This window comes from Vibrio hippocampi (assembly GCF_921292975.1).
In the GTDB taxonomy this organism is placed as follows: domain Bacteria; phylum Pseudomonadota; class Gammaproteobacteria; order Enterobacterales; family Vibrionaceae; genus Vibrio; species Vibrio hippocampi.
This window is the reverse complement of the sequence record NZ_CAKLCM010000003.1, coordinates 67,421-83,358: the sequence shown is the minus strand read 5'-3', so window position 1 is coordinate 83,358 and position 15,938 is coordinate 67,421. Positions and strand designations below refer to the sequence as shown.

At 42.8% G+C, this 15,938-nt stretch carries 8 protein-coding genes; 4 read left to right on the top strand and 4 right to left on the bottom strand.

The genetic code is table 11. The features are described 5' to 3' along the window. Positions 1 to 127: 127 nt before the first annotated feature. Complete coding sequence (gene pbpC / locus L9Q39_RS13505; protein WP_237485638.1) at positions 128 to 2,266, bottom strand: penicillin-binding protein 1C; 2,139 nt, start codon at positions 2,264 to 2,266, stop codon at positions 128 to 130. After that, complete coding sequence (locus L9Q39_RS13500) at positions 2,266 to 6,924, bottom strand: alpha-2-macroglobulin family protein (protein WP_237485637.1); 4,659 nt, start codon at positions 6,922 to 6,924, stop codon at positions 2,266 to 2,268. Before L9Q39_RS13500 ends, pbpC begins: the two co-directional genes overlap by 1 nt. A gap of 879 nt (positions 6,925 to 7,803) precedes the next feature. Here L9Q39_RS13500 and L9Q39_RS13495 point away from each other — a divergent pair. From L9Q39_RS13495 to L9Q39_RS13480, 4 genes are all read left to right on the top strand, one after another. Beyond that, complete coding sequence (locus L9Q39_RS13495; protein WP_237485636.1) at positions 7,804 to 8,556, top strand: hypothetical protein; 753 nt, start codon at positions 7,804 to 7,806, stop codon at positions 8,554 to 8,556. 538 nt (positions 8,557 to 9,094) lie between these two features. Further along, the gene (locus L9Q39_RS13490) at positions 9,095 to 10,639 is read left to right on the top strand and encodes an extracellular solute-binding protein (RefSeq protein WP_237485635.1); all 1,545 of its coding nucleotides are present in this window, start codon (positions 9,095 to 9,097) and stop codon (positions 10,637 to 10,639) included. Between the two features lie 395 nt (positions 10,640 to 11,034). Then, entirely contained in the window at positions 11,035 to 11,757 is a 723-nt protein-coding gene (locus L9Q39_RS13485; RefSeq protein ID WP_237485634.1) for an oligogalacturonate-specific porin KdgM family protein, read from the top strand. Between the two features lie 543 nt (positions 11,758 to 12,300). Continuing rightward, positions 12,301 to 13,029: an oligogalacturonate-specific porin KdgM family protein gene (locus tag L9Q39_RS13480; protein WP_237485633.1), complete on the top strand. Its 729-nt coding sequence runs from the start codon at positions 12,301 to 12,303 to the stop codon at positions 13,027 to 13,029. Between the two features lie 185 nt (positions 13,030 to 13,214). On the opposite strand, the gene L9Q39_RS13475 is transcribed toward L9Q39_RS13480, so the two are convergent. Further along, positions 13,215 to 13,943, bottom strand: a complete 729-nt coding sequence (locus tag L9Q39_RS13475; protein WP_237485632.1) for a 3'-5' exonuclease — start codon at positions 13,941 to 13,943, stop codon at positions 13,215 to 13,217. A gap of 3 nt (positions 13,944 to 13,946) precedes the next feature. Next, complete coding sequence (locus L9Q39_RS13470) at positions 13,947 to 15,860, bottom strand: DUF294 nucleotidyltransferase-like domain-containing protein (RefSeq protein ID WP_237485631.1); 1,914 nt, start codon at positions 15,858 to 15,860, stop codon at positions 13,947 to 13,949. Between the last annotated feature and the right edge of the window lie 78 nt (positions 15,861 to 15,938).

Below are 15,938 nucleotides of genomic sequence, written 5' to 3'. Positions count from 1 at the left end.
GTTAAAGTTACTACGACACGTTGAGGCAGCGATGCGTCATTTGGCTGGAAATATGAGTAATTGTATTGACTTGGTAGCCAACATTGTTGGTATAGAACATTGTTGGTATAGAACCATACTCTTAATATCAATAGACATTCACCGTTGCCTCTCCACAAACGTTCCCATCACAAGCAGTGAGCCTATGCTCACCTTTTAGTTCATCCAAATACAACACATTACTCGTCACCGAGCCATCCAAATACCATCGCACGTTATCGCTTGAAGCCCTTAAAGGTATCGTTTGACCCGCGTATGAATAAATATGACTGCCGTCTCTCGGCACAAGAATGTCAATCTTTCGATGATTTGTACTTTGGCGCCATAATGTCAAAGCATGAGGCCATTGGTGCATCTTCTCAATTTGGTCGTCTTCCCGAAGCGTTCTTGGGGTTAATCCATCGATAGTCCAAGCTCGTTTCTTTAGCCTACAATGCTCACTGCTCACCAATTTGGCATCGAGTCCACTTGGCCAGCAGATATCGGTTTGAACAACGGTCTCTGGCTTTTGCTGTTTGATCGTATCTTTTGGTAAAAGGTCAAAAACATCAAATAGCAAAGGGGCAGCTTGAGTTGCCCCTGTCTGTCCTACATACGGCGTTCCATCGGGTCGTCCAACCCAAACTCCAACGGTGTAGTCTGAACTGGTTCCAAGCGCCCAAGCATCTCTATAGCCATAGCTAGTGCCCGTCTTCCAAGCAACGTTACGACCATAGTTTGCTCTTGCTCGATCTGGTGGACGAATATCTTCCAGTATTGTTTTTACTATCCAAGCACTTTCTTCTGTCATTATTCGAGCTTCCCTCAGGCTTTCACTTGCCCCTAGTCTGGGCTTTATAGCTACACCTTGGCGGTTAAATGCTGAGTAATACATAACAAGCTCGCGCAACGTTGAACCACCTCCGCCTAACGCAACGGTTAAGTTGTCTTCTGGAAGGCGTAATGAGGCCCCGACGACTTCAAGCCGTTCGCTTAACGTCTGTGCCCCTACTCGATTGAGCAAAAAAACTGGAGCAATGTTCTTAGACTGTTGCAGAGCTTCAGATGCTGAGATACGACCTTGGAATTCTTGGTCAAAATTCTGAGGCTGGTAGTCACTAAAATCGGTTGGAATATCAAGTAGCAGACTCTCAGAATGAATCAGCCCCGCCTCAAACGCTTGTGCATAAATAAACGGTTTCAGTGTTGAGCCGGGCGAACGAACCGCTTTTGTCATATCCACATGCCCAAAGCTGGTCTGATTATCAATGTCGAGTGAGCCTTTGTAAGCTATTACATTTCCAGACTGATTTTCCATAACCAAAACTGCGATAGAAAGTTGGCTATTGAGTGTAGAGAATCGTTGAGCAATGACATCAGAGATATCCGATTGCAACTCACTGCTGATATGTGTCTGGATTTGGGTATGATTTGGATACCTTTTCTTCAGCTCTCGCGCTAACAGCGGCACCCCTTTTTTAATGGGTTTTCTCTGGGAAACTATCGGCTCTTGCGATAATAATTGATACGCGTTTTGGGTGAGTTTTCCATTAACCATTAGGCGTCGAAGTACCTTGTTTCTCGCACTTTTTGCCTTATCTGGGTAACGATCGGGTCGATAAACACTCGGTCTTTGCGGGACTACCGCTAACAATGCAGCGTCAATGATATTTAGCTCATGGGCAGATTTGCCAAAATAGCGTTGGCTTGCGACCTCTACCCCTTCAATATTCCCCCCCATTGGCGCATAAGTGAGATAAAACTCCAGTATCTCTTGTTTGCTATATTGTTGCTCTAGTTGAAGTGCACGAAAGATCTGTATTAATTTTCCCAAGTATGTGCGTTGATACGGAAAAAACAGTCTGACTACCTGCATAGTTAGCGTTGATCCTCCTGAAATCACACGACCATACGCAAGTCGTTGACCTACCGCGCGGATGAGCGCAAAAACATCGACTCCATAGTGATGGTAGAACCTTTTGTCTTCATAACTCAACAGTGTATCAATGTATATATTGGACACTTTATCCAGAGAAACTGGTGTTCTGAATACACCATTTTGATCGGCAAACTGCCGTAACACTTGCCCATCAGATGCCAAAACATTGGTGGCCTGACGAGAAGTATCCAATGTGGGTAAAGGAAACGCCCAATTTAGGGCGCTCCAAATTGAGTACATCAGCAGTGTTGATGCCAGTACAGCACCGCCGATGGCTTTCAGCTTTGCATTGACGTCTTTATCCTTCATTACCGCCAAATTTTCAGATAGTTAATGAAGCTAGCATCCTCATAAACAAAACGTTCCGGGGAGTACATGTCTTCAATGTAGACGTTTGGAACAACAGTATCAGTCGGCGTTTCTGCTCTCATCACATAATGGTAGACATATGTTCGCCCCGACTTATACGAACCGGCAGTGACAAATCGATCGTTGCGATACTCGATCATCTCGGCAGAACTATTCGTCATCTCTAATGCTTCAAGAATATCATTCGCTGCCGTATACGCGGGATCTTCAATCACCATGCCTGCTGGTATGTAGTCAATCATCATGCCACGAGCAATATCTTCTTCGAGTTCAAATTCCACCTTAGCAATCACAATGTCACCGACTTTAAACTGATGCGTGTACTTCTTGTTTCCTTTGTTGTCAAAGTAAGTACGTTTGACCCGCTCAACGTTAATGCTACTTGCAAGTGAAACTGGGTCAGCAAAACCCTCTATAGATTCCGTGGCATAGATGCTTTTCTCAGTATTGTTTCTAAACTGATCACCCAGCACCATTTCAATGGCATTTGCCGCTGAAATATTTTGGTGATTCTGTTGTAAATGAACAACCTGATTATTGAGCTTTTGTAAATCGAACCCAGCCATGGTTAATGCAAATTTCTCTTGTGTACTGAAGTATCGACGCCCCTTAATACGCTCTAAAATCTCCTCAGCGGCATGAATACGAAAACTCGCTAGGTTATTGTCTATAGGTCCCACTTTTTCTAGGTTAGTAATGATAGAGACAATCTTAGCAGCCGAAGATAATTGGGAATCATAGTCGTAGCCTGTACGTTTACCCCAACTATCGCCAAACACTCGTATACTGCTATCGATGAATCGTTGCCCTGTTTTCATATCGCCGAGTAAGTAAAACGTCCCACCCAAATAAGCTTGGCTCAGACTATCTGAGGTAGCGACTGATTTAAGATGTGTGGATGCATCAGCAAATGTCAGTTCTCCGTGTAATGCTAATACATATCCAATATATGCCTTGTCCTCACCTATCGCATCTGAGTTTCTTAGGTGTTGTTTTGCCCGACTCACTGTGCGATTGACCGTTTTCTCCGCCACAATCTCTGGGTACTGTTTTTGGACTTGCAGCAAGAAGTTTGCGACGTAACCAGTGAGCCAAGGTTCTTCGCTTGAATGAGATCCCCACAAACCAAATCCCCCATTAGACTTTTGAGCATTTTCAAGACGCGCTACAGCGGCTATCAACATATCCTTATCGGACATCTCGCCAACGACTTTATTCTTGAGTGGTTCCAGTGATTGTTCATTCAGCAACCAAGGGTAGGCTTTGCTTGTTGTTTGCTCAACGCAACCATAAGGATATCGGTAAAGACCTTGAGCAAATGAAAGAGGATCGACCTTTGGGGTATAACTAAAAGATACCGTACTCTCACCTTGAACAATGGGTAAAATCCCTGCCCACTGGCGTTGCGTAATCGCGAGACTCTGTCCCGGTGCAATAACTTTTGTTGTCTGTTTTGTTACGTATGGGGTACCCGAGCGCACCGGAACACGCCAACTTCGAGTAACATTGTAGACCTCACTTTCCACCGATAGTGTGAATGTGGCTAGACCCACTGAATGTCCGACACGCACATCGACTGGAAAAGCGAACTTTTCATTAGGATCGAGCTTAAAAGTTTTAGTTGTATTTCCAATCAGCTCCGCTCCCCCTTGCGTGGCGATGTCCAGTGTCACAATTTGGGGTTCATTCGTTTGGTTGGCGGCTTCGAGCATTATTTGACTCGTGCTTTCAATGGCAAAGAAGCGGGGTACAGACAGTTCCGCAACAATTGGGGCACTGACTTTAAGATCTTCAACGTGATGACCAAATCGATTTCGATCAATAACAGTGGCGACAACTTGAACTTCGCCATTGTAGTCAGGCACTTTAACTTCAATACGTGCCTCACCATTTTTATCTAGAGCAACGGGAGCAAATACGTGATTAAACGTTTTGCTTTCGACAAGTCCATCAAGTGGTCTACCACTACTGTCCGAATCACCATCACCACCATACCGATGAGTGATAAATGAAGATGGTCTTGTTTCAAACTGTCTAGAATAGAGGTCGATAATATCTGCAGTAAGGCGCTTTTGACCATAGAACTGATTAAAGATATCTGGCACATGATATCGAGAGAGATTCAAAATCCCCTTATCAGCAATAGTCAACACCACATAAGGGTCCTGCAAAGGCTCTTTCGTTTTTGCCTTAACTGTAATCCAATGCGTTTTGTATGGCTCGAATCGCCGAGGCATCTCAAGCTGAACATCGATTTTGTTGTTATCACGATTGAGCTTGATCGGTTGAACCGCTAATAGACGACGAGTATAAGCGTTTTCCGTGTTTACCAGAGTCGCAATTAAATATAAATCATGTCGTGCTAGTGATTCTGGCAGTTGGATCTGGGTGGTCAGTTTGCCTTCGGTACGCACCTGCTTTTGCACATAAGTCCGATCACCCACTAGCTCAAGCGAAACCATACCAGAGACCGGAGAGTTGATCTCTATATCGATTGACTCACCATCAAGGTAACTCTCCTTATTAACCGACATAGCCAGCTGATCTGGTTTTACTGGGACTTGCCTTTCGCCTTCTCTCCAGCCGACATAGAAACTGTATACTGTCTCTTGACCATCAGGTGACGTAGCCGTAACACGATAGTTACCCCATTCAACAGGAAAAGAAAGAGACTGGGGTTTAAGACCAAAGTCAATCTGCTTAAAATCTGTGAGACGCCATTTATCATCGCGATTCAAATCCCAGCCAGAGCCTTCACTATAAACCCAATAATAACCACCTCGGTTACGTTCTAGCTTAACGCTGACTTTACCGGAGACAGGATTATCGCCCTTATGATTGAGAAGAAGCAAAGAAAAATTCGCATCATCAAAATAGTTAAATTGCTCTGAATGCGGACGAATTCCCACTACGGAGTTTTGATTGGAAACCAATAGACGCGTTACCCGTGTCGTTGTTGCTCCACCACTTTCAAAAAGTTGATTACTTACGGTTAGACGAGCGGGTCCATCAAGAACACTTGGATCGATAGCAGTGAGCTGATATTCACCATGCCCTTCTTCATTCAATTCAATTTCGACATCATCAGGTGATTCATACGAACTAATGTAATGTTGTTTGCCAACGAAATAATCTTGGTATTGACCGGGAAAGAAATCAATTGATCTTAATACACTAGACGCCACGAATCGGTTACCCGCAGCCTTTTGTCCGTATAGATAGCGACCTGATGCGTATACTGACACCTCTTGTCCCGCGACAACAAATTCTGGGGAGTCAATGTCTAAGTCCATGCGTTCCGGGACAAACTCTGCAACGTTGAAGAAAAATTGTCCAAGACCATTTTCTTCACTCGCGTTCGTTTTCACCGACAGTGTCCACCTTCCAAGCTTAGCTGAACTAGGGATTGCGAACTCATAGGTAAATAGACCAGACCTAAGCTCATCTAGCGTTTCAGATACTGCAACTTTGCCATCAGGCTTAATCACCTCAACAAAAACACTGTTTTCCGCAGACAAGTGCCCGCTCACCTGCCTTAATACGATATTGAATGAGACTGTTTCAGCGGGTTTGAATAAGTCACGGTTCGAAAATATAAACGTACTGAGCGCTTTTTGCTGTGCTCCAGTCACATCAAAGTCAGACAAATCAAGAGGCACTTCTTTCAAAGGCAATATTGCCAAATGTTCTTGATGCTCGACTAGGATGATGTCCGTTTCTGCTCTTTCTTTATACTCAAACTGAGCAAACCCATTGTTGAGCTCAGCAGTAGCACGAACACCATCTTTACTGATAATGGTTACTTTGCCATGGCTAAGTGGTTCGCCAGATTTAAGATCTACCGCTTGAAGGGAGGCATTTTTTCCAAATACCTTAGCTTGTAAGCCGATATCAGACAGAAGTACATGGAAAACCTCGGGATCATCAAACAAATCTGATGGTTTTATTGCAATGATATACCAGCCATTTTCTAGCTCGTCGGGTAGAGTGAGATTGGATAATTTAGGTTCATTCGGACGACCTAAAGGCAGCTTGAAGGTGAGATCCGTCACGTGTTCAAAGTTTTTTCTTAATCGATTTGCACGCCACGAAAGAAGCTTATTCGTGTAAAAATACTCGTTAAAAAGGTCAGGAATATCATTCACTTTGTAAATAGAAAGACTCGCTGCGGTCGCGTTCACCGCTTCGATAGGAATGGCTCGGTTCCCACTCGCATTAACAAATGGACCCGTTCCTACGACGCGAATACTCGGTGACGCTTCATAAATTGAAATATGCTCTTGTTTATCGAGTCCATTTTTTCTACTGACACTACTTAGACTGACCTCAAACTCACCTAAGCCATATTTCTCAACATCGAGATATTGAAAGCTATGATCGTGGGATAATGCCCACTCTGCAGCGATATCAACACCATCCTTTTTAACAGGTAAGTAGATAGGTAACGTTGCGCCTTCAAGTTCTACGATAATGCTCGTTTTCGCGTCTATTCTACCTGTAGAAAGATGAGCCACTGAGACCGCCAATGCACTATGAGCAAATAGCATACTGATTAACAACCAAAGTGCTGCTATCAGTGAGGTAGGTAAGGTTTTCATTTTTGTATTCCATTAGTAAGCAAAGTTAGTACCTAAAAACGTAGAATCAATCACTGAGTTAGGCTTACTCACCGTCACACTAACTGTTGGTTAGTTAACTTGAACTCTTATTTGGTATCATTTTCGATTCAGGGTATTAAAGCGAGAGTAAATCCGTATCCTGATAAAAACCACCATGTAAATATCAAGTTAGCCTACACATATATACATCAACACCGAATAAGATTACTTAGCAATAATAAAAATCAAGAATCTCACACCGAATCAACACCAATAATACTCCCACACTAACTAAATAATAAAAATTATTTATCACGAAAATGGGAAACGTGATAACAACAACCTTATCCATCTGTGAACAGAGTTGAATAAAATCATCTTACCCATCATTTATAATTATTATTTTCATACTTTGCAATAAATAGAAGCTCTTCCATTTCGTTACATTCACTAACACACCCCCCATTTGAACTCGCCATCAAGCCAGCATCACTTAACAGTAAAATCAAAAAGTTAGTCATAAATTCTTATCAGAAACAAATATAATGCCTAGGCGAAAATAAATCTATATTATGAAAAATAACTTAGACAAGTAGGAATGGGTGCATATTAAGAGAAATTAAATCTTAGTATTTTCATAAGGATACTTAGAAACGAAAATCATCATGAAAAATTTCAAAGCGATTGACGCTCTGTAACAAATTAATTCAAATATAAAAAGTAAATATAACCCTATTGATTTAATAATTATCATTAATACATCCGCTGTGACTTATTTCTCATTATTAAGCCGAAAGAGTATCTAACATATTTGTCAGACATTAGGACAATTAAATCGTTCCAATGCTAAATATAAGATCAATCCAAGGGAATCAAATAATGAAAAAAGCATCTATTTTACTTATTGCAGCAGTGATGGCGCCAGCTGCTTTGGCAGCAAAGGGCTCGTTTTATTTAAACCAAGCCTATACCGATACCATTGAAGCGGGTATTGAAGTTAATGACAACAATGTTCTATTTGGTATCGAAAAAGATGATTCCGCTAGCCGTTTTCGTATGGAAGGCTATGTAGGGTATAAGTTTAATGACCACATTAGTTCAGTGCTAAAATACCGTGAGTCGGACAATGAGAAGCTATACGATGATACTCGTTGGCGTTCAGAGACGACTTTCTCGAAGCTAGGCACACCAGAATGGTTACTGAGAGATGTGCGTGTTCGTATCGACCACTTCCCAGAAACAAACTCTAATAACTCAGAGCGCGGTGAACTTCGTCTACGTAACAGAGTTCGTTTCGGCAAAAAATTCCAATGGGTATTCGTTCCAGAAATCCTTGACATTAACCACGTAGATAGCGACGACTCTTCACGCTGGCAAGTACAGCCAACCAATGAGTTCCACTACAAAGTAAACAAAGCGACGGTTTCTTATTACTTCTCTCCACGCTACACAGTGAGAGGGCAAGAAGGATGGAACCGTATTCGCCACACCTTTGAAGTACAACAACGTTTCGACAACAAGTGGCGCTTACGTGCTGGTCTACGTAAAGAATCAACTCGTGACATTCATAACGGCGCAACAGACTGGAAAGAGGATTTCCAATACCGTCTTTCTGCTGATTACATTTTCTAATCACGCCTCAAAAACCACACCTAAAAACCTAGACCTTCGGGTCTAGGTTTTTTTATCCAACTCAATTGCCACTCCTTACCAATAACCTTTCATTTCAATACCTACTTTTTATATCACTACCGATTGGTTACATTTTCTGCTTGTTATTTATTCGCTCATGATTGCAATAAACGTTTGCCCTGTTTCAAACGTGCAGAAGGTATGAGCTGAAAGTTTTGCGATTGACCTTTTGCCACTGCTCTATGGCTCCAGTGTGCCAGCGACAATTACCCATATAACCACATAATTTTATTAAACTTAAGAGAAGAGGCTAAAGCCTCTTCTCTTCTTCATATAAGCAGTATTTGTTGAATCATCGCATTCATCACAGGGTTTTCTGTATCAACACGGTTGGCAATGTGACACGTTTATCTTTTTTAACATTTTGTATAATTATAACACAAAAGCTGCTGGATTATTGAGCAACCCTCTCCTAGAAATATACTCGCAACCATAATAAAAACACCATAACTATAAAGAAACTATAGGGAAACGAAAGATGAACGTGAAAACAACTTTACCTGCGTTAATCGCAGTCGCCATCACGTCACCAGCCACATTCGCCGCTGATGATGGAGCCTACAAAGTGGCAGATAAGCCACTTAAACTCGATATCCACTTACACCAAAAAAAGTTTGTTTACAGCAATGACTGGCCCGTCGAAAAAGAGGCTGCACGTCTTACTAATATGCACCTTAACAATGTGGCTTCTATGGCAACCACTAAGAGTGAGGAAGCGTTTAACTTGTTAATCGCTTCAGGTGACCTACCTGATATTGTCGGCGGGTCAAGTATGCGTGATAACGTGAACACCTATGGTCCAGAAGGGGCATTTTTACCCCTAAACAAACTTATTGAAGAGCATGCGCCAAATATTCAAGCGTTCTTCGATAAAAACCCAGATATTGCATCTTCAATCAAAGCGGCAGATGGCAATATTTACTACATCCCTTATCTACCAGATGGTAAGTATGGGCGCGGTTACTTTATTCGTTACGACTGGTTGAACAAGCTTAACCTTGAAGTGCCACAGAACGTCGATGAAGTGTACGAAGTCCTCAAAGCATTCCGCGATCAAGATCCTAATGGCAACGGCAAAAAAGATGAGGTGCCATTCTTCGCTCGCCACTGGCAAGAAATGATACGCCTTGTGACCTTATGGGACGGCAGAATGTCAGGCTCTGATATCTTCCATGACTTCTATGTGAGTGACGGTAAAATTGCGCACGGTTACTCTGAAGAAGCCTATAAAGAAGGGATAAAAAACCTCGCCAAATGGTACAAAGAAGGGCTGATCGATGCAGAAATTTTCACTCGTGGCAGTCGCTCTCGTGAGTACTTACTATCCAATGATATTGGCGGTATGACTCATGATTGGTTTGCCTCCACCTCTGGTTATAACGACTCTTTAAAAGACAAAGTTCCAGGCTTTGAATTTAAAGCGTTTGTTCCGCCTGCGGGCATCAGCGGAAAACGCGTTGAAGAACACCGCCGCGCCAAAGTCAAACCTGATGGCTGGGCAATCTCCTACACCAACAAGCATCCCGTCGAAACCATCAAGTACTTCGACTTCTGGTTTACTCCGGAAGGTAAGCGCCTCGCAAACTTCGGGATCGAGGGTGAGCAATATGAAATAGTGGATGGTAAGCCTAAGTTCAAGGCGTCAGTACTCGAGTCTGATACCCCCGTCAACGCGCAACTTTGGGCTATTGGTGCTCAAATTCAGCGTGGCTTCCCAATGGACTATAGTTACGAAGTTCAATGGTCAAACAAATACGCGCTAGAAGGCATTAAACTTTACGACCAAGGCGACTATCTACTTGAACCGTTTATGGGTGTGTCGATGAACGCCAAAGAGAAAGACGTGTACGATAAACATTGGGTAACCGTCCGCGACTACATGCTTGAAATGCAACAAGCATGGATTCTTGGATCGCGTGATGTCGAAAAAGACTGGCCTCAATATCAAGAAACCATCAAGCGAATGGGCTTCCCTCAAGTGATCGAAGTGATGCAGTCGGCTTACGATCGTGCTTATAAGTAAAGATTCCATTGAGGCTTTGACCTCAAATTAAAATATGACAAAAGGGTGCACTTAGCACCCTTCCTTCTTTTTATTCCCCAAAAAACCCAACAACTTTCATGCCGTCAAGCGTATTTCGGCTTGGTTTTCTATGTCCAAATGTAAGCAAGAGATACATCACCTTACTAGCGCTGGCAAAAAAAACGCACTCAACAGGCATTAAAAATAATTATTAATCATAAACTTAATGATTACCCCACCTCGTTCGGGTTCATATTCAGTTACTTTTTTGAAAATTTGTAAACGATCAACATCACATACAAATTAAAAGTCGTTCTTTAGCATATTTGTCATACATAACAACAATGTTTACAACAACAATATTTATAACAACAATGCTAATAGGGAAAATTCTCATGCACAGCTTTAATAAAATCGCCATTGGCGTCATCTCGGTCGTTGCCGTGTCTTCAGTGAGTGCTGCGTCTCTCGATTTCCGTCAAGAGTATCGAAACAAACAAGATCAATATAATAGCCGTGTAAAAATCAGCGGCAGTTCTGGTAAGCATTTCTTTGGCCTTGAAGCCAAACAAACCGGTAAACCCTTCTCTGATATAGAGCGCGGTGACAACGAGTTCGAATACGGCTACCGCTTTGATCTCGACAAGCACTGGCGTATTCAACCTTCGATGCCAATTACCTTTGCTAACGGTAACACCACCTATAAGCCGCAGGTTAGAGTTCAATATAAATTTGATAATGGTCTTACTGCCCAACTACGTTACCGTCACCAATTCAGAAACTACTCTGAAGACAACACAACAACCGGTCGTGACGGTGAAAAATACGGCTATGTAAACAGTAGTAAGATCACTGCAAACCTAAACTGGAACGTTGGCTACTGGCAGTTTGGTCTTGAAGGTAACTATGACGAGGACTTCATTAGCGACAAATGGAGCAAAGGCACCAATGGTCAATACGAGTGGGACTACAACCTGAAAGTCGGCTATAAGCAGAAAGGTTGGGATTGGAGACCTTACTTTGAGCTAGGTAATATTGGCTGTGCATCAAGTGCTTGTGAGGACGATCGCGGTAGCCGCCAGCTACGAAGTCGTGTCGGTATCACCTACAGCTTCTAATCGGACTTGCTAATAAGGCTTAGTGGTAGACTAAACAAGATTCACTCAAAGCTGTAATAAATAGGCCAGAACTGTGTCACCAACGACATACCAATCTGGCCTCTCATTTTTTGCAAGACTAAGACTGGCTATCTCTCTTTTTTCGCTATCTATGTTCTTCACTAGCCATCTCTTTTCAGTAACCAAACTCGGTTCCCCCATTACCTACTATCAAAACTGCTCAACACAAAAACACGTATTGCCCTACAAATACTACCGATAAACATGCAAGCAAAAACATTAATAGTTGGACATTACTTATACAGCGCGAACTGAGTCATCGTATCAATTTGTGATAATTTTGTTTTATCCTGTTAAGAAAAATGCCTCAAACCCCTTAAAAACAAGGACTTTAAATAGACAACTGAGCTCATACTCAATAAAAAGTTTCAACTCGTGTATATGATTTTCGACATTTGTCACACAATATAACTTAAAAATCTGCAACAATTTGTCTTACATAAACAAAATCATAATTATGCTTATTTAAGGAAATTTAGTAGGATGAGCACTCTTAAAAATCTTTCAGTGGTCCTTATCACTTCGCTTGCTACTTCCGCAGCGAGCGCAGCTTATCTTGATGTTCGCCAAGGGTACACGTCTGAGACTAGCGAGTATGAAACTCGTATCAAACTCGGTGGTTCATTTGATAATCACTTTTTCTCTGTTGAAGCGAACAACCAAGGCAAACCATTCAGTGATTGGTCTCGCGGCGACAACGAAGTCGAGTACGGTTACAATTTTCAAGTAAACAAAAACTGGTCAATTCAACCAAGCCTGCCAATCAATTTCGACGACAACAAAAGAACGTTCAAGCCTCAGGTTATGTTCACTCGCGCGTTTGATAACGGCGTGACTGCAAAATTCCGTTACCGTCATGAGTTTGAAAACTATGTTGATGGTGAATCAGTGACAGGTCGTGATGGCAAAGAGCATACTCACCTAGATCGCAGCAAGCTAACGGCGTGGATTGCTTATGACTGGAAAGATTTCTACTTCGAACTTGAAGGTAACTGGGCTGAAGACTATGTACACAATGACTGGTGGAGTGGTAATGGTCACAACGGCCAATACGACTGGGATTACAACTTAGTTGTTGCATACCAACCACAAGATTGGTCTGTAAAGCCTTACTTTGAATTCGGCAACGTCGCTTGCATTAGTGATGAAGGCGACTGCGACGGCTCTACTCGTGAAGAGCGATTCCGCGTTGGTGTTACTTACAACTTCTAATCACAGCAAATGAGATTAGGCGCGGTGGCTCTATTTATAGACAAAATTGGTTTATAAACGGAACTGGTCTACAGACAAGACTGGTTCATATACAGAGACCGAGCTTAACGTTTTATACTGCTGGTTTTATAAAAAATGGCACTCGCAATGAGTGCCATTTTTGTTGCATGAAAAAGTGTAAGTGACTACTGACTCATGCGATAGAGCTTACCAACACAGGGATGCTGTTTGTGGAATAAACGCTGTGCCTGAGCCAAAAATAGCTCAGCAGTCGCAATCGCATCAATAAGTGCATCATGCCCATTGTATTCAGGAAGCCCATAACGTTCGCGAGTTTCCGATAGACGCACATCGATATTGGATTCTTTATTGATCGCTCTCGCCATCGCCTTTTCAATCGCCAAGGTATCAAACCACATCACAGGTAAATCCCCCATACCATAACGTTGTTGCAGGTAACGCTTAACAAAGGCTGACTCAATCACACAACCGTGGGCAATCAATACCTTGCCTTTAGAGGCAGCAAACAGCCTCTCCATACCTTCATCAAGAGAGATACCGTTTTGTAGCATTTCTGGCATGATGTGGTTGATCACCGCCGTTTCAGCCTTCACCGTATCTGGGGACTCGATAAATATCTGAGTAGCGGTTTCTAAGTCGATGTTATAGTTTGAAATCTCAACCCATCCCATACTTAAAATGGTATTGGTTTCGGCCTCTAAGCCCGTTGTTTCAAAATCCAAAACCAAGTAATCCAACCCGGTGGCTTCATCTTCAATATCCGGTAAATCAGGCGTCAAATAGACCTGCAAATTCTCGGGTAAATCTTGACGAGCCATATAACGCTCGCGATGACGAACGAAATATTGGTATACATGAAACTGGTTCATGACATTGGTGAATAGTCCAACCATGCGTTACATCCTACTCATAAAACGAATCTTAGCAGCATCTTGCAAGCTTGATATAATTCGGAACGCATCCTTTAAATGCCCACGCTCAAAGCTACCAAAGCTATCTGGATTGATGTGGTTATCCGGCTCTTCACCTCGTTTAAGGGCTTGTAGCTGATTCTGCTGTCTAAACATCAAGATATATTGGTATGCGTTGATGATGTTCTTGTAAGCGTCGTCACTCATAATGCCGTTTTCGTTCGCTTTAGCAAAGCGCTCGTCCGTCGATGACGAGTCACACTCCACCGCCAAACCATAGATCCGCGCCAAATCAATGATCAAGTTAATCGCGTACTTTTTGATATTAAGTGTCTTCTTGTTTTCTCCACCCTTATCAAGTACGAGATTATTGAATACACCGAGAGGCGGATTGATGCTGATCGCTTCACGTACCAAGATGCCTAAAAACTCTCGATTATTACGGATGTTGGCATGCATTTCGTCACGCAGCATATCCGCGTAGCTTGTCTCACCATACACACAGCGTATTTCCAAAAACACACTGATGTTGAGCAAGCGTTCGTATTCGGGGTTCGCTACCCATTTCTTGTAATAATGACGCCAAGTTTTCAGTGGTTGACACCATTTGCTATTCGCCGCCATATAATTGCCAGGACAGAGTGGGAATCCACATGCCGCGAGACCATTAGCGACGTATTGGGACAGGTGGCGGAAATAAATCTTATCGTTCTCAGTCGCATCGTCACTTAACACCAGTGCGTTATCCTGATCCGATAACATATGAACTTCATTTCGAGCATGAGAACCCGCAACAATCCAAGAGAACTTGCAAGGTGGCTCACCCAACTTATCAATTGCGATTTGAATTAAGCGACGGTTGTAGGCATCCATGATCATCGACATCACACGACCGATCACTTGTGGCGCTACTTTGCCCTCAACCAGCGCTTCAAAGATCGCCTGACGTTCAGCTGTGAAACTGGCGAGATCTCTGACACTTGCGGCATATTTAATTTTTTCAATCAAGAACACCGCCTGCACTCGGTGGTTTTGCACCAAGTGTGTGGTGGTTAACAAGCCCACCACCTTGCCCTCGGATACAACAGGCAGACCACGAACGTTGTACTGCATCATTAAAGACACAGCATGTAATACCAGATCATCCGGTGCAACGGTAAGAGGATTGGGGGTCATAACTTCACGAATAGACGCATTAATGTCATGACCATCCGCGATGACTCGCTTGGTCATATCACGATCTGTCATTAATCCGACTAACTTGCCGTTCTCACAAACGACAGCGGTTGATGAACGCTTGATCACGCGCATCTCATGGGCCACTTTCTTGATCGAATCACTCGCTTGAACGATCGCAATCACGCCACTAGCAATGTCTGATACCTTTTTGATAAACAGACCTTTCTCTTTATTTGACCAGACAACATCCAATGCTGACTTCAGACGCACTTGAGCCTGCGAAGCAAAATATTCGGCATATTCTGGGTGACGAAGGAAAATAGACTCAAGAAAGGAATGTGGCACCAAATAAAGCAAGGTGTTTTCAATGGCAACGGCTTGGTAACCCGATTCCTCCTCGACGTTATCGTCTAAGAAGGTAAAACCGAACAGATCCTCAGGACCTAACCTTGCTCTAAGAACGCCATCACTTTTTCTTTGTTCCATCGATCCCGTACGAATGACGTAAAGAAACTTCTGTTTCTCAGTGCTTTCAACATCCCCATCGATATTAGTGGCGTTTCCCACTAAACCTTTAACAGGATCAATGACATCACCTTTCCCTAAATAGGTAATTTTGATGTGAGATGCTACCTCGCGTAATAAAGCACGATCCAACTTATTGAACGGATCGATCTGACTCAAAAATTGAGTGATGTTAGGAAACAAGGCGTGCGACATTCAGTAAGCTCCAAGCTAAGTTTTGTCTTATTATATCAGCAGAAAAAGTAATTGGGACGTTATAAAATGCACAAAAGG